Origin of the sequence: Streptomyces orinoci (assembly GCF_003121295.1) — a bacterium.
In the GTDB taxonomy this organism is placed as follows: Bacteria; Actinomycetota; Actinomycetes; order Streptomycetales; family Streptomycetaceae; genus Streptomyces; species Streptomyces orinoci.
Window position 1 is genome coordinate 62,483 of the sequence record NZ_PHNC01000014.1, and the last position, 24,829, is coordinate 87,311.

Genomic DNA, 24,829 nt, shown 5'->3' on the forward strand with positions numbered 1-24,829 from the left:
GGAATGCGGCATCGGCAGGTTTCTTGCGGGGATGGCGGTCCGGCTCCTGCTGTGGGCCGGACTGTTTCGGTCAGGCAGCGAGGGCGGTGCCCGTGCCGGTGACATCGAGTGCTTCGACGCGTCCGGTGGGGATGTCGAAGACCCACCCGTGGAGCGTGACCTTCTTCTGGGCCAGCGCCCTGGCGACCGAGGGATGGGTGGCCAGATTCGCCAGCTGGGCCAGCACGTTCTGCCGTACCGGCGTGTCCACTCCGCCCCGGCCGGCGCGGGCCCGGGAGCCGTCCGCGTGCCGCAGCCAGTCGGCGACGGCCGGGGCGGCGGACAGGTCGTGGTCCTGGGCGAGGGCGGTCATCGCGCCACAGGCCGAGTGCCCGCAGATCACGATGGAGCGCACGCCCAGCGCGGCGAGGGCGTACTCGATGCTCGCCGCCACTCCGTCCGCTCCGGGGGCGTAGGCGGGCACCAGATTGCCCGCGGTGCGGATCACAAACAGCTCACCCGGTTCGCTCCCGGTGATCAGCTCCGGGACCACCCGGGCGTCCGAGCAGCTGATGAACAGTGTGTGCGGGGCGTGGTGCGCGGCCAGCTGGGTGAAGAGCTCCTCCTTGGCCGGGAAGACGTCCCGCTGGAAACGCGCGACGCCCTGGGCGAGGTCTCGCATGGGTCACTCCCTTCGATGGCTGCCGATCCATCCGGCTCGGCGAGATCCACCTTGCATGACCTGGAGATATAGCGTCCAAGACGTAGTGGGCATGGAAGCTATTGCTCTCATCTATAGCCAAGGCCATGGCCCTGGAACTGCGTCATCTCCGCTATCTGCTCGCCGCCGCCGAGCAGGGCAACTTCACCCGCGCGGCCGGGGAGCTGCACACCGCCTGCCTCGTCGGCCCGCTTGTCGCCGAACTCCATGCCCGTCGCCCCGGGCTGACGCTGAATGTGCGGGAGACGACGCAGGACCGCATGGAAACCGGCCTGCCGGCCGACGACTTGGGCCTCGGCAGCGCCTTCGCCGGCGCTCATCCGCCCGAATGGGTCCGCGCATCACCGTGGAGGCCAACTCCATCCAGGCCCGCACCGAGATCGTCCAGCGCACCTCGCCGGCCACTGTGCTGCCCGGCGCGATCACCGACGATCACCCTCATCTGGTGCCGGTTTCTCTCGGCCCGGCGCTGCCGGCTCGTACCGTTACGCTTCTCAGTCGCGCCGATGCCTACCGGAGTGCCGCTGCCCGGGCGTTTGTCCGCGTGGTACGTGAGGTGGCGGACTCGCGTGGTTATGCGGCGCCGTGCGGCGACGGCTGTGTCGCGCCTGACCGCTCGTGAACCATGCCAACACCGTGCTGCCGCCGCCGCGTTGTGATTCGGGTACGGGGCAGAATCCGGCCTGCCCGCCGCAGCCGGTCAGCCGACCTTCAGCAGCAGCTTGCCCGTGCTGCGGCGGCTGCCCAGCAGGCGGTGTGCCTCGGCGGCCTCGGCGAGGGGGAATTCGGCGGTGACGGGCAGGCGTACCGTGCCGTCGGCCACCAAGGCGAAGGAGCGCTGGGCGAGTTCGCGCAGGGCCTCCGGCGCCGTCCGCGCCAGCAGCAGTATGGAGAACGCGGAGACCGAGCGGCCCAGCGGGGACAGCTCCGCCGCGTCCACCTGCCAGGGCTCCTCGCCACCGGCGTTGCCGAAGGAGACCAGGCGGCCGAACGGGGCCAGAGCGTCCAGGCCGCGCTGGAGCGTCCGTCCGCCCACCGGGTCGAGCACCAGATCGACGCCGCGTCCCCCGGTGGCGCGGCGAACCTCCTCGGTGAAGCCGGCGGGGTCGGTGAACACCCGGTCGTAGCCGTGCTCCAGAGCGTGGGCGGCCTTGTCGGGCGAGGACACCACTCCGTACACCGCCTTCGCCCCGGCCGCCCGGGCCACCTGTCCGACGGCCGTACCGACACCGCCCGCCGCGCCCTGCACCAGCACGCTCTCACCGGCCCGCAGCCGCCCGGCCTCGTGCACCAGGGCATGGGCGGTGGGCAGGACGGTCGGCAGGGTGGCGGCGGTGCGCAGGTCCATGCCGTGGGGGAGGGGGAACACGCTGTGCGCGTCGGCCACCACGACCTCCGCATAGCCGCCGCCGGGGAGGAACGCCGCCACCTCCTGGCCCACTTGAAGGCCCGTCACATTCTCGCCCAGGGCCCGGATGCGGCCGGAGACGTCCAGTCCGGGGCGGAAGGGCAGGGACGGCACCCGGTAGCCCTCGGCCCGGGCCTTGAGGTCGGCGAAGTTCACCCCGGCATAGGCGACTTCGATGCCGACCTGGCCCGGTCCGGGCACGGGTGCCCCGGCCTCGGCCACTTCAAGGACCTCGGGACCGCCGTACCGGCGGAACTCGATGACGCGCATAACAGCACACACCTCTCGGCAAGCGTTCCAGGTGTTCGATGAATGGCGAACACCGAGACTGTATGGTTGCGATCGAACACTCGGCAAGGGGGTTGAGACATGGCGGAGGAGTCCTGCCACCGGGTGGCGCCCGTGCACACCCATCCGGAACAGGTGCCGGTACGGACCGCGCTGGCCGCGCTGGCCGACCCGGTACGGCTGCTGATCGTACGGGAGTTGGCCGGTTCCCCCGACTGGACGCGGGCCTGCGGCAGCTTCCGGGTGCCGGTGCGCAAGGCGGCCCTCAGCCACCACTTCCAGGTGCTCCGCTCGGCCGGGCTGGTCGAGCAGCGGGATGAGGGGGCCAAGCGCCTCAACCGGCTCCGGCGCGAGGAATTCGAGGCCCGTTTCCCCGGGTTGCTCGATCTGGTGCTGAGGGAAGACGACTGAGCAGGCCGGGTCCCCGAGGGCTCACCACTCCAACACCAGCCGCCCGTCCGCCTCTTCGGTCACCGTGGTGCCAAGTGCCGCACAGGCGTGGCTGAAACGATGGCGGATCCAGGCATGGTCGGCCTCGTCGGCCAGGGTGGTGCGGCAGTAGTCCAGATACAGCGGCACCGCCTCCAGCCGGACCGGGCGGGCCTGCTCCAAGGTGACCAGGAAGAGCAGGCCCAGATCATTGCGCAGCCGGGGATCGACGGCGTAGTCGTCGATGAAGTCGCCCATGTCATAGAGGACCCGGTCGCCCACCCCGTGGAAGACATGTGCCGAGTGCCCGGCGACCAGGGTCACCCCCTTGCCGCGCAGGATGGCGGCGCTGTCCCTTACATAGGCCGGCGGGCGGGAGGTCATATTGGGGCCCCAGTGCGGGGTGAGCAGCACCGCGTCCGCTGTGGCGGCCGCCCGGGAGACGGTGTCCAGCAGCCAGGACGGGACGCCATGGCGGAGGTCGGCGAAGGCCACTCCGGGGCGGTCCTCAGTGGCGGCGAAGTCCTCGGGGTGGTCGGTGGCGCCGATTACCGCCAGGCGCAGGCCGTCCGCCTCCAGCACGGCGAACTCGCGGGCCGTGTCCACGTTCCGGCCCGCGCCCACGGTGTGGATGCCCGCGGCGGGCAGCAGGCTCAGGGTGTCGGCGAGGGCGTCATAGCCATAGTCCAGGGCGTGGTTGTTGGCCAGGGTCACACAGTCCACGCCCAGGTCCGCCAGGACGCGGGCGGCGCTCGGCGGGGCACGGAAGAAGAAGGGCTTGCCCGGGGCCGGCCAGCGGGCGCCCCGGGCGGAGACACAGCACTCCAGATTGAGAATGCGCAGGTCCGCCCCGGCCAGCAGGTCGCGTACCTGCCGGCTGAGCAGGGTCTGCGCCTCGGGAGCCTCGGCCAGCCGCTCGGCGACGCCCCGGCCCAGCATGGTGTCACCGGCCAGGGCCACGGTGACGGCCATATCCGGAATACCTCCGTCCGATCCGGCTGCTTCCAGTCTCGGATTCCCGGGGCGGGCGGGGCAAGTGCCCCGGAGCGGCCTATGGCCGTCCGCAGAATTCCGCGTCCACTACTGCGCCCGGACTGCCCGCACGGTCGGTGTTGAAGTTGAGCGCCATGAAGTGGCGGCCGTCCTCGGTGGACGCCGCCTGGCTGAGCGAGCCATGCAGGCCGCCGTCATGCCCCCACATCTCCTCGCCGCAGGAGAGCCGCTTGCGGATCAGCCCCAGGCCGTAGTGCTCGCCGGGGAACTCATGCTCCGCCGGGACCGTGGTCTTCATCGCCGCCGGCTGCGCCGGGGGCAGCAGCTCCCCGCCGAGCAGGGCGGCGAGGAAGCGGTCGAGGTCGGCGGAGCTGGAGATCATCTCGCCGGCGGAGCCGGCCCAGGAGGGATTGAACTCGGTGACGTCATAGGCTCTGGCCGCCGGCCCGCCGCCGAACCGGGTGTAGGCGCGGGCGGGGGGCCGGGCAGCCGGGGGCCGGTACCGGGCAGGGAGGTGGAGCGCAGCCCCAGGCGCCGGATGATCCGCCGGTCGGCGGGCGGTCAGCAGCGCTCCGGGCGTCAGCGCGGCCGAGACCACCAGGGCGGTTAAGGAGCGGCAGAGGGTATCTGGCTTCATGGTCGCTCTCCTTGGGATATGCCGGTGCCGCCCCCGAGGGCGGGTTTCACAGGAGAGGGCCCCCGGGGCGGGCGAAAGGCTGATCACCAAGGCGCTCAGTGGTGCCGCCGGAAGCAACACCGCACGCACAGGGCCGGTGGCCACCATGGTCACCGGCCGCCCGTATTTCCCCGGATATACGCGATCAACTCCCGTGCCGCAAAAGACAATTCCTTTTCAGGTCGAGTTGCAGTTCGAGTACCGGCCGGGGTTGACACTTCCGTCGTCCGATTCTCAGAATGAAGTCCGGGTACATTGCAACCAACCGTCGTACGACGGCGGTGGGTTTCCGGATACGGGGGTTCCGGAGCGTGGGTGATACCGCACGTGTTTCTCTTGTTTCCATGCCTTGGAACAGTGTGACGCGACCGTCGATCCAAGTAGGAACGCTGCGTTCGGTCGCCGAAGGCGAAGGCTGGACCGTCAATCCGCACTATGCCTACCTGAGTTTCTATGCGCTGGGGCAGCGAATGCTCGGGCTCGGCCCGGACGACTGGGCGGACGCCTATGAGCTGGTGTCCGAGAAGCTCTACCATCTCTCCGCCGGAGACTGGGTGTTCACCCGGCGCCAAGGCGATTCCCGCTCCCGCGCGGAGTATTTCGCACTGCTGCGGGCCAAGCGCGTGGACGAGGCGTCCATTTCCCTTATCGACCGGCTGCGGGACGTGGCCGAGCGGCATGTGGCGGAAACCACGGCCGAACTGCTGTCCGCGGCGCCGGAGGTCATCGGCTTCACCACCATGTTCAGCCAGAACGGTCCGACGCTGGCGGTGGCCGAGCGGCTGCGGGAGGAGGGGTTCACCGGGACCATTGTGCTGGGCGGCAGCAACTGTGAAGGCCCCATGGGGCGCGCCCTGCTGGCCAATTTCCCGGCGGTGGACGCGGTGGTGGACGGGCCGGGGGAGGAGGCGTTCACCACGCTGCTGCGGCAGGTCGCGGCCGGGAAACCGCTGGTCTCCCAGGGACGGCTGATCACACGCCGGGAGGCACCGGAGGCCGGCCGACGGCTGCCGCCCGGACCCCGGCTGAACGTACCCACCCCCAACTACGACGGATATTTCGAGCAGTTGCGCAATGCGGGCCTCGGCGAGCTGGAACCCAGGGTCAGCCTGCCGGTGGAGTTCTCCCGGGGCTGCTGGTGGGGACAGCGCACCCACTGCACCTTCTGCGGGCTCAACGGTTCCACCATGCGCTACCGCAGCAAGCCGCCGGAGAGCGTGGCGGCGGAACTGTCGGCGCTGATGAGCCGTTACGGGGTGCTGGACTTCTTCGCGGTGGACAACATCCTCGACCTGGACTACCTGGAGAGCGCCCTGCCGCCGGTGGCCCGGCTGGGCACCGACCACTCACTGTTCTTCGAGGTCAAGGCCAATATGGAATGGGCCGACATCCGGCTGCTGCGCCGGGCCGGAGTACGCTCCGTCCAGCCCGGCATCGAAAGCCTCAGCACCGAGGGCCTGCGGTTTCTGAAGAAGGGCACCACCGCCTATCAGAATGTGCGGTTCCTGCTGGGCTGCGCCGAGTTCGGTGTGCAGGCCGACTGGAACATCCTCACCGGATATCCGGGCGAGACCCCGGCCTCGATCACCGCCCAGAGCGATCTCATCGCCTCGGTCTCCCATCTGCGGCCCCCGCATATCACCCTCGTCCGCTTCGACCGGTTCAGCCCCTACGTGGAATCACCGGAGAGCTTTGGACTCACCCTGTCCCGGCCCTTTCCCGGCTATCGGCACGCCTATCCGGCCATGTCCGGCGAGGACCTGTGGGACATCGCCTACCACTTCGAGGGCGAGTTCACCGATGACCCCCGTAATCCGGAGCTCAGGCGCCGCCTGGCGGCCCGGGTACGGCTGTGGCGCACCCACCATCCGGCCGCCCGCTTCAGCTATCGGCTGGGCTTTGAACGGGTGAGGCTGGACGACCGGCGCCCCGGGCTTCCCGAGCGGCACACCACCCTCGCCGGCGACGACGCCCGGCTGTTCCGGGCGTGCATCGGCGGAACCAGGTTCCGGGACCTCAAGGCCCAGGGCTGGGACGGTCCCCGCTGGGAGTCCGCCTGGGAAACCCTGCGGTCCTGGCAGCGCCGCCGCTGGGTCCTGATCGAGGGAACCAAGGCCATCGCCCTGGCGGTTCGCCGGCAGCCGTCGGCACACCGCTCCGTACCAGCGGAAGGCACCGTCCGGCGCGCCCGGATGCCCCTGCCGCTGACCGTGGCCGACCGGGAGAGAAAGGGGTGAACGCATCCGCGTCCAGTGGGTCATGACAGCAAGTGGTACAGGCACGGTTCGTAAAGACCAACCACCTTGACAGACAAAGGAGATTGCGATGGGTCCGCTCGTCGTATTCGACTGCATGACGGCCGATTTCCTCAACGACGACCCCAACAACGCCGAACTGAGCGAACTGGAGCTCAAGGAACTGGAGTCGTGGGGCCTGTGGTCCGATGACTCCGAGGCGGCCAAGGACGCCAGGGCCTGAGCGGTAACGGCACCTGAGAACCGGGAACGCGGGCAGATGGCTCAGACACCGGCGGTCCGATGCGCCCTGCGGGGGGCCTGCTACCGCTCCTACCCATCGAGCCGGACGGTGACCGTCCGGTGCACCCTGGTCGCCGCCTCGGGCGGAGCACAGGCCGATGGGTACGGGACGGGCGAAACCATGGCCCTCGCCCGGCGCAAGGCCCTGTCCGAGGCGGTGGAGCGCCTGCTGGCCTGCAGCCCGTTCGCCCTCTCCGCCCGGCCCCCGGTGGCCCGGGCGGGCTCCGGTGCGGTGCGCTCCCCGCTGTCCGGCGGGGTGCGCACCATCCCCGGGGGGTGCCGGATGCGCTGGTACCACTCGCTGACCGGCGAGGCCACCGAGCCGGTGCCGATGTACTGGTCCTCCCCCTGGGTCGCCGACCTGGAACTGCGGTCGGCGGTGCTGGCACCGGGGCAGGCGCGCCTGTCCAGCACGGTCGGCTGGGCGGTGGCCCCGGACCCGGCCCTGGCACTGCGCCGAGCGCTCTTCGAACTCACCGAGCTGCTGAACTACGGAGCGTTTCTCTACCGGAGCCTGACCGGTCCGCGCCCGGCGGAAGCGGCCGGCGAAGGGGCAGGCGAAGGGGGCGGGGAAACGGTCGGCGAAGGGGCGGGCGCCGAGCTCATCCCCATCGCCTTCGCCACCCGCACACCCACCGTGCTGGCCCTGGCCCGGCACCCCGGCAGGGTCATGCCCGCCACCGGTCTGGGCTCCGCGCCCACCACCGCCGAGGCCACCGACCGCGCCCTGCTGGAACTGGCCCAGGCCGAGGCGCTATGGCGCGCCAACCGGAGCGCCGGTGCCGACGAACGGCTCTTCGTCCGGCGATTCGACCGCTGGCCGCTGCTCAGACGCTGTGTGACGCTGCACCTCGCCCCTGCCGCGGCCGAGGTGCCGCCGGGCTCCGTCCCCCGCCCGTCCCCGCTGCCCGAGCTCACCGCGCGGTCCATCGCCGTCTGGGCCGACCACGGCGCCATCGACCTGTCCGGCCCCGGCATCCGTGCGGAGCGTCTGCACTTCGCGCATGTGGTGTCCCGGCCACAGCCCCTGCTGGGACTCGTCCGCTCCGGCGTCCCGGTCTTCGACACCAAGGAAGTGAGGAAGGTCCTTGACCGAGCACGCCTATCCGCTGACCACCCACTCGCCGACCACCCACCCGCTGACTCCCCTCCCGCCGGACGCCACCGCGCACAAGGACGTCCCGCCGGAACGTGAGACCCCCCTCGGGGACGCCCTGGCCGCCATCGGCGACTGGCTGGCCGGTGAGCGGCTGACCCCCGACATCCGCCGCTACGGTCCCGAGGACACCCCCACCTATGAGGTGCGGCTCAAGGACGCGGACGGGCGCCTGTGCTCGCGCAGTTCGGGCAAGGGGCTGGGGCAGCGCAGCCTGGCCAGCGCCCTGTTCGAGAGCGCCGAGCACTACCACCTGGACTGGCGCCGGGACGCGCACGCCGCCGACGCCGCCTTCCTGCCCGGCGCCGAGATCGCCCGCCGGGCCACCGCACGGAACTCCGCGCTGCTCAAGCGCCTGGGCGGCATCCTGCCCGAAGCGCCGGTGCTCACCCGTGCCTACCGTCCGGTGGCCGAAGCCGCCGGGCAGGCGGCGGCCGGGGCCGCCGAGCCGCACCTGCATCCGGTGTTCCTGCGGGACGGGGGCTACCGCAACTGGCCGCACCCCTTGGACAACGGCGCCTTCCGGCCGCTGTGGCACTACACCTCCAGCGCCGGGCACGCGGCCGGCAGCACCCTCTGCGAGGCACTGGTGCACGCCCTGGGCGAGTTGGTGGAGCGGGATGCCTGGTCCTGCCAGCTGGCCAGGTGCTACTTCGGGGCGGACGGCACGGGCGCACTGCGGGTCGTCGAGCGCGAGGGGCTGCCCGGCGAACTGGGTGAACTCACCGGGCAGGTGGAGGAGTTGACCGGCTCCACGGTACTGATCGCCTCGATCGTCTGCGATACCCGAGTCCCCGCCTATGTGGTGTGCGACGCCGTACGCCACGAGGAAGTACGGGCCATCGGCAGCGGCGCCTCCCCGGTGCCCGGCTATGCGCTGCAACGGGCCCTGCTGGAATACCTCCAGGTGCGCACCATGCTCCGGCACGGCCCGGTGGATCAGGAACGCGAGGCCCGGCAGATCGTCACCGCTCTGGCCCGCTACCCCCGCCATCTGGCCGCCGCCCGCTTTGACATCCATCAACTGCCTCAGGAACCCTGTCCGTTCGAGACGGCGGAGGGGCTGCCGGCCACCGCGCCGCCCGAATGGCTGCTGAGCCATCTGGTGGAGCGGCTGCGCGGCATCGGTGTGGAGGCCCACTACCGGGTGCTCACCCGGCCCGGCTCCATTGTGGTGGTGGATGTGGTCGCCCCCGGACTGGAGATGCTGGACAAGGCGCGCTCCGGATACCCGGTGCTGCCCACCGGGCGGCTGGCCGGGGCGCTGCCCCCGCGGGGGAGTGACCGGCGATGAGGCTCGTCCTGGTGGCACCGCCGTGGAACAGCCTGTACCGGCCCTCGATCCAGATCGCCACCCTGGCTGCGGCCGGCGGGCAAACCACCTGTGAATACGCCTACTTGGACTGGTGCGAGTTCGCCATCCAGGCGCTGGACTGGGACCCCGCCCGGTTCGTCCCCGTCTATGACACCATCGGCGAGGAACTGTACGGCCTCGGCGTGGGGGACTGGATCTTCGGGGGAGCGCTGCCGCCCGCCGAGGGCACCGAGGAGAGCGCGGTACGCGCGGAGTACGCGGCCTTCCTCCGCGGTCGCGGGGTGGCCGCCGAGCTGGTGAGCTGTGTGCTGGCCCTGCGCGAGGCGGCGGTGCGGTTCACGGCCGCCTTCGCGGACCAGCTGGTGGCCACCGGCGCCCGGGGCTTTGGATTCACCACCTCCTTCAGCCAGTTGGTCCCCGCCCTCGCCCTGGCCAGGGCGGTCAAGGAGCGGGCCCCCGACCGTTATGTGTTCCTGGGCGGCGCCAACTGCGACCGCCCCATGGGCGAGGCGGTGATGCGGGCCCACCCCTTTGTGGACGCGGTGGTCCAGGGAGAGGGCGAGGCGGCCATGGCGGCGCTGGAAGCCGCGGCGGACCCGGGCGAACTGGGCCCGGCACCGGGCCTGGTCCGGCGGGACGGCGAGAAGCCGGTGACCTGCCCGCCGGTGAACCAGACCCTGGACGCCGCCCCGGTGCCCCGCTACGACGCCTACTTCGACCGGCTGCGCCGCCTGTCCTGGCGCGGGCTGATCGAGCCCGAGGTGGCGCTGCCCTTCCAGATGTCCCGGGGCTGCTGGTGGGGCGAGAAGCTGCAGTGCACCTTCTGCGGTGAGAACGGCAGCGCGATGCCCTACCGCAGCCGCCCGGGGCGCCAACTCCTGGAAACCGTACGCACCTTGACCGAGCGGCATGGCGTCTTCGACACCTATGCGGTGGACACCATCCTGGCCAGGGACGACAACGGGCTGGCCGAACTGGCCGCGGCCGAGGTCGATATCACCACCTTCTTCGAGGTCAAGGCCAACCTGGGCGCCAAGGAGCTGGGGGTGCTGCGGTCGGCGGGGGTGACCATGGTGCAGCCGGGCATCGAAAGCCTCAGCAGCGGTGCGCTCAAGCTGCTGCGCAAGGGCGCCACCGGCTTTCACAATCTGCGCTTTCTGGTGCTGTGCCGGGAGCTGGGCATCGACGCCCAGTGGAACCTGCTGTCCGCCATGCCCGGCGAGACACCGGCCATGCTCCAGGAGCAGCTGAGGCTCATCCCCTTCATCACCCATCTGGCGCCGCCGTCCACGGTCAGCAAGGTCCGGGTGGACCGCTACAGCCCGTATTTCGAGCGGCCCGGGGAGTTCGGCATCCAGCTCACCGGCCCCGAGGAGAAATACCGCTTCATCCACCCCGGTACGGGCGTGGACCGGGCGGCACTGGCCTATTCCTTCGCTCACCGCGAGACGGCGGAACAGGCCGACCCTGCGGAACTGACCGGGCTGCGCCGCCGGCTGGGCGCCCGGGTGGGGCTGTGGAAGAAGCTGCACGGCCAGTCCCGGCTGGACTACCGGTTCGGCCCGGACCTGACGGTCGTCCAGGATCTGCGCCCCCAGGTGGGGGTGGGGCGGCGGGTACTGCGGGGCTGGGAAAGCGAGTTGTTCCGTTCACTGATCCATGGCGGGCGGGTGAGCCGGGCGCTGGAGCGGACGGGAGAGCCAAGGGCCGCCGGGACGCTGGAGGAATGGGCCGCGGCCGGCTGGGTCCATCTGGAGGGCCCGCGCGGGCTGGTGCTGGCCGTGCGCGACAGCAGGTTCGACGAACTGGGCCGGGCGGCCGAGCTGGGAGGCCGTGATGCGGGCTGACACCCTGGACCCCTTTACGGTGGTCTCCGCCGACGGCGCCCTGCTGCGGGGCTTTCGCCGCCCAGGGCCGGGCCCTACGGCCGTCCTGGTGCACGGCGTCGCCATGGACACCGGGGTGTGGCTGGAATCGGGATTTCTCGGGGAACTGGCCGGAATGGAAGTGCTCGCCCTGGACCTGCGCGGACGGGGCGGGAGCGAGCGCGTCGGCAGCGCCCGGCGGCACGCGGTGGAGCACTGTGTGGCGGATGTCCGGGCCGTGCTGGACGCCTTTCCCCGCGAGCGGTACAGCCTCTTCGGGCTCTACTTCGGCGGCCGGATCGCCCTGCTGACCGCCGCCGCCGACGCCAGGGTGGCGCGGGCCGTCTCCTTCTGCGCCCACGCCGAGGAAGTCGCCCTGCCCGAGGAGGCGGTGGAGGCCGAGGCCGCCGCCATCGAGGGGCCCGGCGGCCGGGCCTATCTGCGCGACCACTTCACGGCGGCCGGAGCGCCGCGCTGGATGACCGACGCCTGCGAACGGGCCGACCTCCCCGAACTGGCCGCGGCCACCAGGGGGTTGAGGTACGGCTCCGGACAGGCCGTACCGCCCTGCCGCCCCGGCCAGGAACTGGTCCTGGTCACCGCGGACCAGGATCCCGGCCTGGCGGACTTCCGGGCCGGTGAACGGCGGCTGGGCGCCCGGCTCCATCTGGTGGGGGCGCCCTCGCGGATCCGCGCCGCCCACCGGCTGGCCGAGGCGGCCGGACAGCTGGCCGGGGTGCCGGAGGAGGCCGGATGACCGGGCTGGAGGACGCCCTGTGGAGCTATCGCACCGGCCTGCTGCCCGCGGGCGATCCACTGGTCACCGTCCTGGAGGAACTGGCCGGGCGGCGCCGGGACCATCTGCTGCCCGCGGTAGGGCTGGTCGATGTGCGCACCGGCCGGGTGGCGCGGCCCTGTGATCTGGAGGTGGCCGACGGCCGGATCGTCAAACGGGGGCCCGCGGCGGCCTGCCGGTGGTACGCCCTGCCGGGCCTGGTGGACGCGCACGCCCATGTGTCCTCGGCCGCCGACCAGGCCGGGCTGCTGGTGTACGGGGTGACCGGCTACCGCCAGATGTGGGGCGAGCCCGCACACCGCTATGCGGCCGGGGTCCACCGGGCCCGGCACGCCGTACTGCCCCGGCCATGGGTGGCGAGCGGGGTGGTGGACGGGCCGGGCTCCCGGGTGCCCGCCGCGGTCACCGTGGTGGACGGGCCGCGTGCGGTGCGGCATGTGGTCAACGAGGCCCTCGCCTTCGGCTTCGACGGGATCAAGATCTATGACGATCTGGCGGAGCCGGAGTTCACCGCTCTCATCGGGGCCGCGCGGCGGGTCGGCCTGCCGGTCGTCGGGCATGTCCCGGAGCGGGTGCCGCTGGCGGTGGCGCTGCGGGAGATGTGGTCCACCGAGCATCTGTACGGCCTGGTGCCCAATGTCTTCCGGCTGCCCCCGGCGGCCAGGTGGCCCGCCCTCGCCAAGGCCCTGGACCGGCGCGAGACCCAACTGGACACGCTGGCAAAGCAGTTCGCAGGGTGCTGGGTATGCCCGACCCTGACCGCCTGGCGGGCCCGTACCGGGGAGCGGCGGTACACCCGCCCCTCGGCGGCGGCGCTGCGGACGGCGGCCGGCGGGCGCCGCCGGGCCTGGGGCGCCGCCGCCCGGGAAGCGCTGGGCACCACCGAGGCGGTGGCGCGGGAGCGCGGTGAACTGGTGGACCGGCTGGGCCGGTTGGTACGGGTGCTCGCCGAGAACGGGGCGCGGCTGCTGGTGGGCACCGACTGCGGAAACCCCTTTGTGGTCGCCGGGCCCTCCTTCCACAAGGAACTGGCCGAGCTGTCCCGGGCGGGGCTCGGCCTGGCCGCCATCCTCACCGCGGCCACCACGGCGGCCCATCAGGCCCTGCGCCCGGACGAGCGGGACCCGGCGGACCTGGTCCTCTACCGGCGGCTGCCGGCCGAGGTGGCGGACCTGGCCCGTCCGGACGCGGTGCTGGTGGACGGTGTCCTGCTGGACGGCGCCGACCTGGACCGGCTGTGGGCCCTGCGGCTGGCGGACGCCGGACTGGAACCGGCCGACTGGCCCCGGGGCCGGCTCGATGCGGTGGTGGCCGGTGCGCCACCCAAGAGGGAGGTAACCAGTGCGAGCTGATCCCAGGACCGACACCGACCCGGTACGGCCGGTGGACTTCGACTTCTTCAACGCCCCCGAGGAATACCGGCGGGCGGCCGCCGAGCACGCCCGGGACGGCGTGTTCCGCAGTGAACACGGCGGCGGATTCTGGGTGTTGACAACCTACACCGGAATCTGCCGGGCCTTCCGCAACGAGGCGGACTTCACCGTCGGCCGGGTCAGCGCCGCCGAGGGGGCCGACGCCGAGCGGTGGATCCCGCTGACCGTGGACGGCCCCGAACACACCGAGTGGCGACGGCTGCTGGCGTCCTGGTTCACCCCCCAGCGGGTGCGGGAGATGACGCCATGGATCCGCCAGAACGCCCGCCGCCGGATCGCCGCACTGCGCAAGGACGGCGAGGCGTCCTTCTCCGAGGACTTCGCCCGGCCCTATGTCCTGGAGAACCTGATGACGGCCGTGGGCTGGCCGCTGTCCGGCCTGGACCGGCTGCTGGCCATCGACCGGGCGATGATCGCGGCCCGTGCCGAGCCCGACCCGCGCGAAGCCTTCCTCGCCGAGCCGGGCCTGCCCGCCCTGGAGGCGTACGCCCGCGAACAGATCGCCCGTCGCCGTGACAAACCGGCCCAGGACCTGGTCACCGCCACCTTCGACTGGAAGGTGGGCGGCCGCCCGGTCACCGACGAGGACCGCACCTCACTGCTGTGCGTCCTCTTCCTGGCGGGCATCGACTCCACCGTCAACCACCTGGCCAACGCGGTACAGCACCTGGCCTGCCATCCGGAGGACCGGCGCCGCTTCAGCGCCGACGAGGCCGTACGCCCGGCGGCCGTGGAGGAGTTCCTGAGGGCCTTCTCCTGTATGTATCCCGGCCGGATGACGGCCCGCGAGGGAGCCTGCCCGGTGACCGGGCGCGGCGAGACGGTGCTGCTGCCGCTGGCCCTGGCCAACCACGACCCGGATGTCTTCCCCGACCCCGGCCGGGTGGACTTCGAGCGGGAGCACAATCCGCATATCGCCTTTGGCACCGGCCCCCACCAGTGCCTGGGCGCCGCCCTGGCCCGCGCCCAGATCCTCACCGCCCTGGAGGAGTGGCACGCCCTGATCCCCCGCTACTCCCTGCCGCCGGAACAGGACTCCACCGCGCCGCCGTTCCTGCGCAACTCCTATGATCTCAGGCTGATTTGGTGAGGATCCCGTGACAGACACCGGCCGGGTGGCCCTTGTGTCCATGCCGTGGAACAACGTCGCACGGCCGTCGATCCAGGTCGGCACCCTGCGCTCGGTCGCCGAGGCCGAGGGCTGGCGGGCCGAACCCCACTACGCCTATCTGTACTTCTACGCCCTGGCCCGGCGGATTCTGGGCCTGGCCGCGGAGGACTGGGACGCGGCCTATGAGCTGGTCTCCGAACGCCTCTACCACTTCTCCGCCGGCGACTGGATCTTCACCTGCCGCCGGGGCACCGCCACCGAGCGCGCCGGCTATCTGGACCTGCTGCGCTCCCGGGGCGTCGGCGAGGAGGCCGTCGGCCTGGTCGATGCCCTGGGGGCGGTGGCCGAGCGCCATGTCACCGAGACCACCGCCGCGTTGCTCCGCCCGGCGCCGGAGGTCATCGGCTTCACCACCACCTTCAGCCAGAACGGTCCGACGCTGGCGGTGGCCGAGCGGCTGCGGGAGGAGGGGTTCACCGGGACCATTGTGCTGGGCGGCAGCAATTGTGAAGGGCCCATGGGGCGCGCCCTGCTGGCCAACTTCCCGGCGGTGGACGCGGTGGTGGACGGGCCGGGGGAGGAGGCGTTCACCACGCTGCTGCGGCAGGTCGCGGCCGGGAAACCGCTGGTCTCCCAGGGCCGTCTGATCACCCGGGACGCCGGCCCGGCAATGGGCGGCCGGCTGCCGCCCGGCCCCCGGCTGAACATACCCACCCCCAACTACGACGGTTTCTTCGAGCAGTTGCGGGACTCCGGGCTGGCGGAGCTGGAGCCCGCGGTGACCCTGCCGGTGGAGTTCTCCCGGGGCTGCTGGTGGGGACAGCGCACCCACTGCACCTTCTGCGGGCTCAACGGTTCCACCATGCGCTACCGCAGCAAGCCGCCGGAGAGCGTGGCGGCCGAACTGTCAAAGCTCATGACCCGCTATGGGGTGCTGGACTTCTTCGCGGTGGACAACATCCTCGACCTGGACTACCTGGAGAGCGCCCTGCCGCCGGTGGCCCGGCTGGGCACCGACCACTCACTGTTCTTCGAGGTCAAGGCCAATATGGAATGGGCCGACATCCGGCTGCTGCGCCGGGCCGGAGTACGCTCCGTCCAGCCCGGCATCGAAAGCCTCAGCACCGAGGCGCTGCGGGCGCTGAAGAAGGGCGCCACCGCCTTCCAGAACCTGCGGTTCCTGCTGGGCTGCGCCGAGTTCGGCGTCCGGGCCGGCTGGAACATCCTCACCGGATTCCCCGGGGAGACCCCGGCCTCGATCACCGCCCAGACCGATCTGATCACCTCCCTCACCCACCTGGAACCACCGGACACCGACATCCTGCCGGTGCACTTCGACCGCTTCAGCCCTTACACCCAGTCCCCCGAGTCCTATGGCCTGCGCCTGCGGCGGCCGCTGCCCGGATACCGGTTCGCCTACCCGAAGCTGCCGGAGCGGGATCTATGGGATATCGCCTATCACTTCGAGGGCGAGTTCACCGACGACCCCCGCAACCCCGGGCTGCGGCAACGCCTGGCCGCCCGGGTCAACTTCTGGCGCACCCGGCATCAACAGGCCCGGTTCGGCTACCGGTTGGGCTTCGACAGCGTGCTGCTCAGCGACCGCCGCCCGGACCTCCCGGCCCGGGACACCCGGCTGACCGGAGACCGGGCCCGGCTGTTCCGCGCCCTCATCGGCGGGACACGGCTGCGCGACCTGTGGGCCCTGGGCTGGGACAAAGGAGAACTGGAGACCGTACTCGAGGAGTGGCGGCGGCGCCGGTGGGTGTACACCGAGGGAACCAAGGTGATCGCCCTGGCCGTCCGCCAACAGCCCTCGGCACACCGCTCGCCCCCGGCCCGGAACGCCCCCGGACGCCCTCGAACGCATTTCCCCATCTCCCCTGAGCGGCGCGGGATATGAGGGCACGCCGCCCGTCCCGCCCGGCATGAGTGGAAAGACGACATCGGTGTCTGTTATCCCTGTGACCGTGACCAAGGTGCCTCCCCCGAGCAGCAACCCCACGGCGGACGAGACGGGGCGGGCCGCCCCCGAGGATCATCCGCCCTCCTGCGGCGACCTGGTGGGCGCCCTCGCCGAACCCGACCGGTGCGCCGCCTTCGCCGCACTGGTCCTCGGCGCCCGCTCCGTCAAGGAGGTCGCCGAGGCCGCCCGCCTCAAACCACCGGCCGCCGCGGGAGCCCTGCAACGCCTCACCGACAGCGGACTGGTCACCCTCACCGATGCCCGGGCCCACACCTATGAGGTCACCAAGAATGTCTTCCGCAAGGCCATCCGCACCGAGGAACGAGTGGCCGGCAAGGAGGGCGGCGACGGCGCCGGAGCGTACTTCCGCCGGGGCCGGCTGCGCGCCATTCCCGGCGACGACGCCGTGCGCGCCCGGGTCCTGAGGGTGGTGGCCGACTCCTTCCGGCCGGGCGAGACCTACTCCGAGGCCAAGGTCAACGCACTGTGCGGGGAGTGGCTGGACGACTGGGTGAGCCTGCGCCGCGCCCTGATCGACGAGGGGCTGCTGCGCCGGGATGCCACCGGCACCCGCTATGAGCGCGTCTGAGCCATGGTCCGGATAGCGGCCGTCCGGCCGAGGGCCCATTGGCCGGCCGATGTGGTGGCCCGGCCCTGGCACTCGGCCGCGGCGGTGAGCGCCTTCTGCCGGCGGCGCGGCTTTCTGGCCCGTCCCGGCCAGGTGGTGGCCGAGCCCTCGGCCGACGGCCGCTCGGTCACCCTCAACATCGGCCTGGGACCGGCCGGTTCGGCGACCATGGCCGCCTTCCGCGCGGCGGCCGCCGCCGCGGTCCGCAACGCCGGCCCGGCCCGCACCCTCCGGCTGGACCTGGCGCTGGCGGACGACAGCGCGCTGCCCGCCGCCGACCGGGCCCGGGCGGTGACCGAGGGCGCCGCGCTGGCCGCCTACCGCTATGACGCCCACCGCTCCGGCCGGACGCCGGGCCCGCTGACCGAGCTGGCCGTGGTCACCGACCAGGACGCCGCCGTCGCCGAGGCCCTGGCCGTCTGCGCGGGCACCTGCCTGGCCAGGGACCTGGTCAACTGCCCGGCCGGCGAACTCGGCCCGGAGGAGTTCGCCCACCGGATCCGGGCCCTGGCCGGGGAACGGGGCCTGGAGTGCACCGTCCATGAGGAGGCCGGCCTGACCCGGCTGGGCCTCGGCGGACTGCTGGCCGTCGGCGCCGGCTCGGCACGCCCGCCCCGGCTGGTGGAAGTGGACTACCGGCCCCCGGACGCCACCGGGCCGGTGATCGGGCTGATCGGCAAGGGCATCACCTTCGACTCCGGCGGACTGTGCCTCAAACCGGCCGCCGCGATGCGTTCGATGAAGGCCGACATGGGCGGGGCGGCGGCGGTGGCCGGTGCCCTGGCCGCCCTGCCCCGGCTGGGGCTGCCGCTACGGGTGCGCGGCTATCTGCCGCTGGCCGAGAACATGCCCGGCGGCCGGGCGCTGCGGGTGGGGGACGTGGTGCGCCAGGCCGACGGCACCACCACCGAGATCGTGGACACCGACAACGAGGGCCGGGTGGTGCTGGCCGATGTGCTGGCCCATGCCTGCCGCCCCGGCCCCGGCCGTTGCACCGTGCTGATCGATGTGGCCACGCTGACCGCCGCGGTCTCCCATGCCCTGGGCACCCGGGCCGGGGCACTGTTCACCGATGACGAGGCCCTGGCCGCCCTGGTGCTGGGCGCGGCGCGGCGGGCGGGGGAGACGCTGTGCCGGCTGCCCCTGCTGGCGGGCGAGTCACGGTGGCTCCGCTCGGCGGTGGCCGACCGGGCCAATGGCTCCCACCGCCCCGGTGACGCGGTCCAAGCCGCCCTGTTTCTACGGGAGTTCGTGGCCAAGGGAACGCCCTGGGCACATCTGGACATTTCCTCGGCCGCCTTCAATGAGGAGGGCCCCTATGACGAGACGCCCTGCGGCGGAACCGGGTTCGGGGTGCGCACGCTGGCCGAGACGCTGCGACTTCTGGCCCCGGAGCCGGGACCAACCGGTGCGAAACCAACCGGTGGCGGATCGGGTTAGAGCACGGCGTGAGCGGTTCTGATGCGGAGTTCGGTTCGGCGGCGTCGGCGGACGACCGGCTGGATGGGAAGAAGATGAGCGAGGCACAAGGGCGGCCATCGCACCTGGACGAGCAACCCGAGGGGCGCGCACCGGCCGGTCCGCGCCCCAGGATCGGCAGGCCGTTCTGGCTGCTGTGGACCGCCGCCACGCTGTCCACCCTGGGAGACGGCATCCGCTATGTGGCCTTCCCGCTGCTCGCCGCCCGGGTCACCAGGGACCCGGAGGCGGTCTCCCTGGTGTTTGTGGCCGGATATCTGCCCTGGCCGCTGTTCGGGCTGCCGGCCGGCGCGGTGGCCGACCGGGTGGACCGCCGGCGGCTGATGTGGACCGTGGACCTGGCCCGGGGTGTGCTCACCGGCGGCTTCGCCTTCCTGCTGACCCTCCAGGACGCCCCGGTGGCGGCCCTGGCGGCGGTCTCCTTCAGCCTGGGAGTGGCCGAGACCTTCTTCGAGAACGCGGCCGGCGCCATCATCCCCATGCTGGTGCAGAAGGAGGCGCTGGAGCGCGCCAACGCCTGGCTGTACTCGGCCCAGACGGTGATGGCCACCCTGGTGGGGGCGCCCGTGGGGGCGGCGCTGTTCGGCCTGGCGCACGCCGCCCCGGTCGCCGCCGACGCGGCGAGCTTCCTGGTGGCCACCGCGCTGATCTTTGCGCTGCGCGGCTCCTTCGGGGTACGAGCCAAGGCCGCGCCCACCACCGTGCGGCAGGACATCGCCGAGGGACTGCGCTGGCTGTGGCGTCACCGGCTGCTGCGCACCCTGTGCGCAATGGTCGCGGTGACCAATGGCACCCTGGCCGCCGCCGAGGCCGTACTGGTCCTCTACGCCCTCCAGGTGCTGCACCTGGGCGGCATCGGCTACGGCCTGATGCTCGCCGCGCTGGCCGGCGGCGGAATCCTGGGCTCCGCCCTGGCGCCGCGGGCGCGCCGCCGCCTGGGTGTGCGGATCCCGCTGATCGGCTCCATGGTGGCGCAGGCGGCGGGGTTCATCTGCGCCGGGCTGACCTCCTCGGTACCCGTGGCCGTGGGGGTCCTCGCCCTGGTCGGCGCGGGGGGTGCGGTGTGGAACGTACTGGCCGCCTCGCTGCGCCAGCGGCTGGTCCCGGCGGACATGCTGGGCCGGGTGACCAGCAGTTACCGCACCGTCGCCCTGGCCGCCATGCCGGTGGGCGCCGCCCTGGCCGGAGTGCTGGCCGACGCCTTCGGCCTGCACGCCCCCTTCCTGCTCAGCGGTGTCCTGCTGGCACTGGCCACCGCGGTGGCCTGGCCCTGGGTGCGCAGCCCGCGGCTGGCGGAGGAGTGAGCGGTACCGCCTGCCGGGCCCAAAACGCATGGGGTTAGCATGTGAGCGCCGCCTAGCTCGAAAGAGATGCACCTGTGACTGTCAACGAGGACACGTTCACCAACTGGAAGAACCGCGAGGAGATCGCGGAGTCGATGATCCCGATCATCGGGAAGCTGCACCGGGAGCGAGACGTCACCGTCCTGCTCCACAGCCGCTCCCTGGTGAACAAGTCGGTGGTCAGCATCCTCAAGACCCACCGCTTCGCCCGGCAGATCGCCGGTGAGGAGCTCTCGGTCACCGAGACGATGCCCTTCCTCCAGGCCCTCACCGCACTCGACCTGGGCCCGTCCCAGATCGACATCGGCATGCTCGCCGCCATGTACAAGGCCGACGACCGCGGCCTGCCGGTGGCGGAGTTCACCGCCGCGGCCGTGGCCGGCGCCACGGGTGCCAACAAGATCGAGCGCTGTGCGCCGCGCGATGTCGTCCTCTACGGATTCGGCCGGATCGGCCGCCTGCTGGCCCGGCTGCTCATAGAGAAGGCCGGGTCCGGCAACGGCCTGCGGCTCCGCGCCATCGTGGTCCGCCAGGGCAAGGGCCAGGACCTGGTCAAGCGCGCCTCCCTGCTGCGCCGTGACTCCATCCACGGTCAGTTCCAGGGCACCATCACCGTGGACGAGGCCAACAACAAGATCATCGCCAATGGCAACGAGATCACGGTGATCTACTCCGACGACCCCACCTCGGTGGACTACACGGAGTACGGGATCAAGGACGCCATCCTTATCGACAACACCGGCAAGTGGCGCGACCGCGAGGGCCTGTCCCAGCACCTGCGCCCCGGCATCGCCAAGGTCGTACTGACCGCGCCGGGCAAGGGCGACGTCCCCAATGTCGTCCATGGCGTCAACCACGACATGATCAAGCCGGACGAGACGGTCATCTCCTGCGCGTCCTGCACCACCAATGCCATCGTCCCGCCGCTGAAGGCGATGGCGGACGAGTACGGCGTACTGCGCGGCCATGTGGAGACCGTCCACTCGTTCACCAACGACCAGAATCTGCTGGACAATTACCACAGCTCCGACCGTCGCGGCCGCTCCGCGCCGCTGAACATGGTCATCACCGAGACCGGCGCCGCCTCCGCCGTCGCCAAGGCGCTGCCCGACCTCAAGGCGCCCATCACCGGCAGCTCCATCCGGGTGCCGGTGCCGGATGTCTCCATTGCCATCCTCAGCCTGCGGCTCGGTCGCGAGACCACCCGCGAGGAGGTCCTGGACTATCTGCGCAATGTCTCGCTGACCTCGCCGCTCAAGCGCCAGATCGACTTCATCAGCGCCCCCGACGCGGTCTCCAGCGACTTCATCGGCTCCCGCCACGCCTCGATCGTGGACGCCGGGGCCACCAAGGTGGACGGCGACAACGCCATCCTCTACCTCTGGTACGACAACGAGTTCGGCTACTCCTGCCAGGTCATCCGGGTCGTCCAGCATGTCTCCGGGGTGGAGTACCCGACCTTCCCGGTGCCGGTGGCCTGATCCCGGCCTCCCCGGTGGCGGGGCGGCGGCCGCCCGCCCTCCCGCCGCCGGCGGCGCTCCCCGCGGCCCGGCGGTATAACGGGAGGTAAGGGCCCCATCCGCCGCTCCGTATGGGAGGGGGCGCGATGAAACACGAGCTCACCGCCCCGCCGCCGGCCGCCGCCGGCTATCTGCCCATCGAGGACCACGGGATCATCGGCGATCTGCACACCGTGGCCCTGGTGGGCGTGGACGGCACCATCGACTGGTGCTGTCTGCCCCGCTTCGACTCGCCCTCGGTGTTCGGCGGGCTGCTGGACGCCCGTCGCGGCGGGTCCTTCTCGGTCTCGGTACGGGATGTCGAGCGCACCAAGCAGATGTATATGCCCGACTCCAATGTGCTGCTGACCCGCTTCCTGGCCGAACACGCGGTGGCCGAGCTCTATGACTTCATGGTCCCCGACCACCCGGCCTCCGCCGCCGGAGCCGCCCGGCAGATCATCCGCCAGATGCGGGTGCTGCGCGGACGGGCCACGGTGGACGTACGCTGCCGCCCCGCCTTCGACTACGGGCGCACCCCGCATACGGTGACCGTACTGCCGGACGCCGGCGCCCTGTTCGGCAGTACGGCCGGCTCGCTGGCGCTGCGCTCCTCGGTGCCGCTGAGCACGGACGGCGAGGCGGCCGCTGCCACCGTCACCCTGGAACCCGGGCAGACCCTGGAGCTCTCCGCCCAGTGGGAGGGCGAGCCCGGACGCATTGAATTCGGCGAGGCCAACCGGCTGTTGGACCGTACCCTGAGCTACTGGGACGGCTGGCTGCGGCAGTCCAAGTACAGCGGCCGCTACCGCGAGGTGGTCGAACGCTCCGCGCTGGTGCTGAAGTTGCTGGTGTACCAGCCCACCGGCGCCCTGGTGGCGGCGCCCACCACCTCGCTGCCGGAGTCCTTCCAGGGCGGCCGCAACTGGGACTACCGCTACACCTGGATCCGGGACGCCGCCTTCACCCTCTACGCCCTGATGCGGCTGGGATTCACCGAGGAGGCCGCCGCCTTTATCGACTGGCTGCACCAGCGCTGTGTGGAGGTCCCGCCCGGCTCCGGACTCCAGGTGCTCTATGGCATCGACGGCCGCTCCGAACTGCCCGAGACGGTGCTGGAGCATCTGGAGGGCTACCGGGGCGCCAAACCGGTGCGGGTGGGCAACGCAGCCGTCCTGCAGACCCAACTGGACATCCATGGCGAGCTGATGGACTCGGTGTATCTGTACAACAAATATGGCGAACCCATCTCCTATGAGCTGTGGGAGGCGCTGACCCGTCAGCTGGAGTGGCTGGAGAAGCACTGGGAGGACCCGGACGACGGCATCTGGGAGACCCGTGGCGGGCCCCGGCGCTTCACCTACTCCGCCCTGATGACCTGGGTGGCCTTTGAACGGGCCATGCGCATCGCCCGCCACCGGGGCATGCCCGCCCCGGTGGAGCGCTGGCGCGACACCGCCGCCGAGGCCTATCACTATGTCCAGGACGCCTGCTGGGTACCGGAGCTGGGCGCCTACACACAGAGCGCCGACAGCTCCGTACTGGACGCCTCACTGCTGGTCATGCCGCTGGTGAAGTTCGCCGGGCCCAAGGACCCCCGGTTCCTGTCCACGGTGCGCGGCATGGAACGGCAACTGGTCAGCGACAGCCTGGTCTACCGCTACCGGAGCGAGGGCTTTGACGGACTGCCCGGCGGGGAGGGCACCTTCAACCTGTGTTCCTTCTGGTATGTGGAGGCGCTGGCCCGGGCGGGCCGGGTGGGCGAGGCCCGCTATGTCTTCGAGAAGATGATTACGCACGCCAACCACCTGGGGCTCTATGCGGAGGAGATCGGCCCGGCCGGTGAGTCGCTGGGCAACTTCCCGCAGGCGTTCACCCATCTCGCACTGATCAGCGCCGCCACCAACCTGGACCGGGCGGTCGGCACCCACCGCGGCCCCATCGCCCGCCGCTGCGGCAGCAGTTGAGCCCGATGGGCGCCCGCCCCTAATCCCGTCCGCACAGCGCGTCGTCCGCCAGTTGGCGAGCCGCGCCATTGAGCTTGACCAGATCCGGCATGCTCCCCGCGCTGGTGATGGACACCGCCACCGTGCGCCGGCCGTCCGCGGTGACACCGGTGCGGGTGTACGAGCCCAGGCCGTCCCCCTCGTGGTGCCAGTAACCGCCGCCGCAGGACAGCGGTGTCCAGCGCAGCCCCAGACCGTAGCCGCCGCTGGGCCACTCCGCCAGGTCCTCGGGATCGTCGGTGCGCACCACCGTGCGCTGCATTTCCGCCAGTTGGGCCTTGGGCAGCAGCCGCCCGGTCAGCAGGGCGCGGAAGAAGGTGTTCAGATCACCGGTGGTGCTCACCACCCCGGAGTCGGCGGTGTGCTGCACACTGTGCTCGGTGAAGTCCACCGTTCCCGCGGGGGTGTTGACGGTCACGGCCGCATGCGGGCCGGGCAGGAACGGGTTGGTGCCCGGCACAAAGGTGTGGCGCAGACCCAGCGGCGCGATGATGCGGTGCTCCACCTGCTCCCGCCAGCCGAGGCCGCCCGCCTTCTCCGCGATCATCCCGGCCAGCAGATAGTTGGTGTTGGAGTACGCCCAGCGCGGGTGCCGGTGGTCGGGGACGAACAGCGGAGGGTGCCGCAGCGCCAGCGCCACCCACTGCCCGGCGGGGGTGGCGTCATTGCGGATCTTCTCGAAGTCCCCGGTCTTGGCCTTGGTCACCTCGGGATCCCTGACGTAGTCGAACAGCCCGCTGGTGTGTTGCAGCAGATCGCGCACGGTGATCCGGGAACCGTCATTGCCATGGCCGCGCACCAGGCCGGGCAGCCATCTCTCCACCGTGTCGTCCAGGGACAGCCGGCCCTCGGCCGCCAGCTGCAGGACGACGACCGCGACAAAGGTCTTGCTGGTGCTGGCGGTACGGAACTGGGCGTCCCAGGGCACTCCGGCCCCGGTACGGGAGCGGGCGGTGCCCTTCTCGGTCCGGGTCTCGGCCAGCACCTCCACCGCTCCGCCCGCCGCCCGCACCGCGCGGACGTCCGCATCCAGAACCCGGCTGTGGCCGCCGTCCGGGCTCCCGGCCGGCCGGGCCTGCGCCACCCCCGAGGCGACCGCGGCCAGGGTCAGGGCCGCCGCCCCGATCCGGCCGGTCCTCGCCCATCGCCCCGCTCGTCCCTGCGTGCTCATCGTCTCTCCCCTGGCTTGTGCCCGATGCGG

20 protein-coding genes and 1 pseudogene are annotated in these 24,829 nt (G+C 71.6%); 16 read left to right on the forward strand and 5 right to left on the reverse strand.

All coding sequences use genetic code 11. From position 1 onward, the window contains the following. Positions 1-70 precede the first annotated feature (70 nt). Positions 71-661: a carbonic anhydrase gene (locus CV755_RS11605; RefSeq protein WP_109280131.1), complete on the reverse strand. Its 591-nt coding sequence runs from the start codon at positions 659-661 to the stop codon at positions 71-73. Between the two features lie 125 nt (positions 662-786). Between CV755_RS11605 and CV755_RS11610 the strand changes: the two are divergent. Continuing rightward, a pseudogene (locus CV755_RS11610) lies at positions 787-1,322 on the forward strand (LysR substrate-binding domain-containing protein). 78 nt (positions 1,323-1,400) lie between these two features. On the opposite strand, the gene CV755_RS11615 reads toward CV755_RS11610, so the two are convergent. Further along, positions 1,401-2,378 (reverse strand): quinone oxidoreductase family protein, encoded by a 978-nt coding sequence (locus CV755_RS11615; protein WP_109280132.1) that lies wholly within the window; start codon positions 2,376-2,378, stop codon positions 1,401-1,403. A 99-nt stretch (positions 2,379-2,477) separates the two neighbouring features. Here CV755_RS11615 and CV755_RS11620 point away from each other — a divergent pair, with 99 nt between their 5' ends. Beyond that, positions 2,478-2,807 (forward strand): ArsR/SmtB family transcription factor, encoded by a 330-nt coding sequence (locus CV755_RS11620; RefSeq protein WP_109280133.1) that lies wholly within the window; start codon positions 2,478-2,480, stop codon positions 2,805-2,807. A 21-nt stretch (positions 2,808-2,828) separates the two neighbouring features. Here CV755_RS11620 and CV755_RS11625 read toward each other — a convergent pair whose 3' ends face one another. Further along, the gene (locus CV755_RS11625; protein WP_109280134.1) at positions 2,829-3,797 is read right to left on the reverse strand and encodes a CapA family protein; all 969 of its coding nucleotides are present in this window, start codon (positions 3,795-3,797) and stop codon (positions 2,829-2,831) included. Between the two features lie 79 nt (positions 3,798-3,876). After that, positions 3,877-4,455 (reverse strand): serine hydrolase, encoded by a 579-nt coding sequence (locus CV755_RS11630; protein WP_241561135.1) that lies wholly within the window; start codon positions 4,453-4,455, stop codon positions 3,877-3,879. Positions 4,456-4,733: 278 nt separating this feature from the next. On the opposite strand from CV755_RS11630, the gene CV755_RS11635 reads away from it, so the two are divergent. The 14 genes from CV755_RS11635 to CV755_RS11700 all read left to right on the forward strand — a co-directional run bounded on the left by CV755_RS11635 (position 4,734) and on the right by CV755_RS11700 (position 23,589). Then, the gene (locus tag CV755_RS11635) at positions 4,734-6,731 is read left to right on the forward strand and encodes a RiPP maturation radical SAM C-methyltransferase (protein WP_422070537.1); all 1,998 of its coding nucleotides are present in this window, start codon (positions 4,734-4,736) and stop codon (positions 6,729-6,731) included. Between the two features lie 88 nt (positions 6,732-6,819). Next, on the forward strand, positions 6,820-6,972 hold the full coding sequence (botA, locus tag CV755_RS11640) for a bottromycin family RiPP peptide (protein WP_109280136.1): 153 nt from the start codon (positions 6,820-6,822) through the stop codon (positions 6,970-6,972). Between the two features lie 36 nt (positions 6,973-7,008). Next, complete coding sequence (locus tag CV755_RS11645; protein ID WP_153068644.1) at positions 7,009-8,226, forward strand: YcaO-like family protein; 1,218 nt, start codon at positions 7,009-7,011, stop codon at positions 8,224-8,226. Further along, positions 8,120-9,481, forward strand: coding sequence for a YcaO-like family protein (locus CV755_RS11650; protein ID WP_241561136.1), 1,362 nt, complete (start codon positions 8,120-8,122; stop codon positions 9,479-9,481). The genes CV755_RS11645 and CV755_RS11650 overlap by 107 nt, the downstream gene beginning before the upstream one ends. Further along, on the forward strand, positions 9,478-11,349 hold the full coding sequence (locus CV755_RS11655; RefSeq protein WP_109280138.1) for a RiPP maturation radical SAM C-methyltransferase: 1,872 nt from the start codon (positions 9,478-9,480) through the stop codon (positions 11,347-11,349). The genes CV755_RS11650 and CV755_RS11655 overlap by 4 nt, the downstream gene beginning before the upstream one ends. Next, positions 11,339-12,124, forward strand: coding sequence for an alpha/beta fold hydrolase (locus tag CV755_RS11660; RefSeq protein ID WP_109280139.1), 786 nt, complete (start codon positions 11,339-11,341; stop codon positions 12,122-12,124). The genes CV755_RS11655 and CV755_RS11660 overlap by 11 nt, the downstream gene beginning before the upstream one ends. Further along, on the forward strand, positions 12,121-13,515 hold the full coding sequence (locus CV755_RS11665) for an amidohydrolase family protein (protein WP_109280140.1): 1,395 nt from the start codon (positions 12,121-12,123) through the stop codon (positions 13,513-13,515). Before CV755_RS11660 ends, CV755_RS11665 begins: the two co-directional genes overlap by 4 nt. Next, entirely contained in the window at positions 13,505-14,686 is a 1,182-nt protein-coding gene (locus CV755_RS11670; RefSeq protein ID WP_241561137.1) for a cytochrome P450, read from the forward strand. The genes CV755_RS11665 and CV755_RS11670 overlap by 11 nt, the downstream gene beginning before the upstream one ends. 7 nt (positions 14,687-14,693) lie before the next feature. Then, a complete protein-coding gene (locus CV755_RS11675; RefSeq protein ID WP_277751803.1) occupies positions 14,694-16,610 on the forward strand; it encodes a RiPP maturation radical SAM C-methyltransferase in 1,917 nt (638 codons plus the stop codon). 61 nt (positions 16,611-16,671) lie between these two features. Further along, positions 16,672-17,262, forward strand: a complete 591-nt coding sequence (locus CV755_RS11680) for a DUF2087 domain-containing protein (RefSeq protein WP_422070538.1) — start codon at positions 16,672-16,674, stop codon at positions 17,260-17,262. Between the two features lie 3 nt (positions 17,263-17,265). After that, a complete protein-coding gene (locus CV755_RS11685) occupies positions 17,266-18,741 on the forward strand; it encodes a leucyl aminopeptidase family protein (RefSeq protein ID WP_109280142.1) in 1,476 nt (491 codons plus the stop codon). Positions 18,742-18,749: 8 nt separating this feature from the next. Continuing rightward, positions 18,750-20,084 carry an MFS transporter gene (locus tag CV755_RS11690; RefSeq protein ID WP_109280143.1) on the forward strand — a complete coding sequence of 445 codons (1,335 nt, stop codon included), beginning with the start codon at positions 18,750-18,752 and terminating at the stop codon, positions 20,082-20,084. Between the two features lie 74 nt (positions 20,085-20,158). Further along, complete coding sequence (locus tag CV755_RS11695; protein ID WP_109280144.1) at positions 20,159-21,604, forward strand: glyceraldehyde-3-phosphate dehydrogenase; 1,446 nt, start codon at positions 20,159-20,161, stop codon at positions 21,602-21,604. A gap of 125 nt (positions 21,605-21,729) precedes the next feature. Beyond that, positions 21,730-23,589, forward strand: coding sequence for a glycoside hydrolase family 15 protein (locus tag CV755_RS11700; protein WP_109280145.1), 1,860 nt, complete (start codon positions 21,730-21,732; stop codon positions 23,587-23,589). A 19-nt stretch (positions 23,590-23,608) separates the two neighbouring features. Here the strand turns inward: CV755_RS11700 and CV755_RS11705 are convergent, their stop codons facing one another. Then, on the reverse strand, positions 23,609-24,799 hold the full coding sequence (locus CV755_RS11705) for a serine hydrolase domain-containing protein (RefSeq protein WP_109280146.1): 1,191 nt from the start codon (positions 24,797-24,799) through the stop codon (positions 23,609-23,611). Between the last annotated feature and the right edge of the window lie 30 nt (positions 24,800-24,829).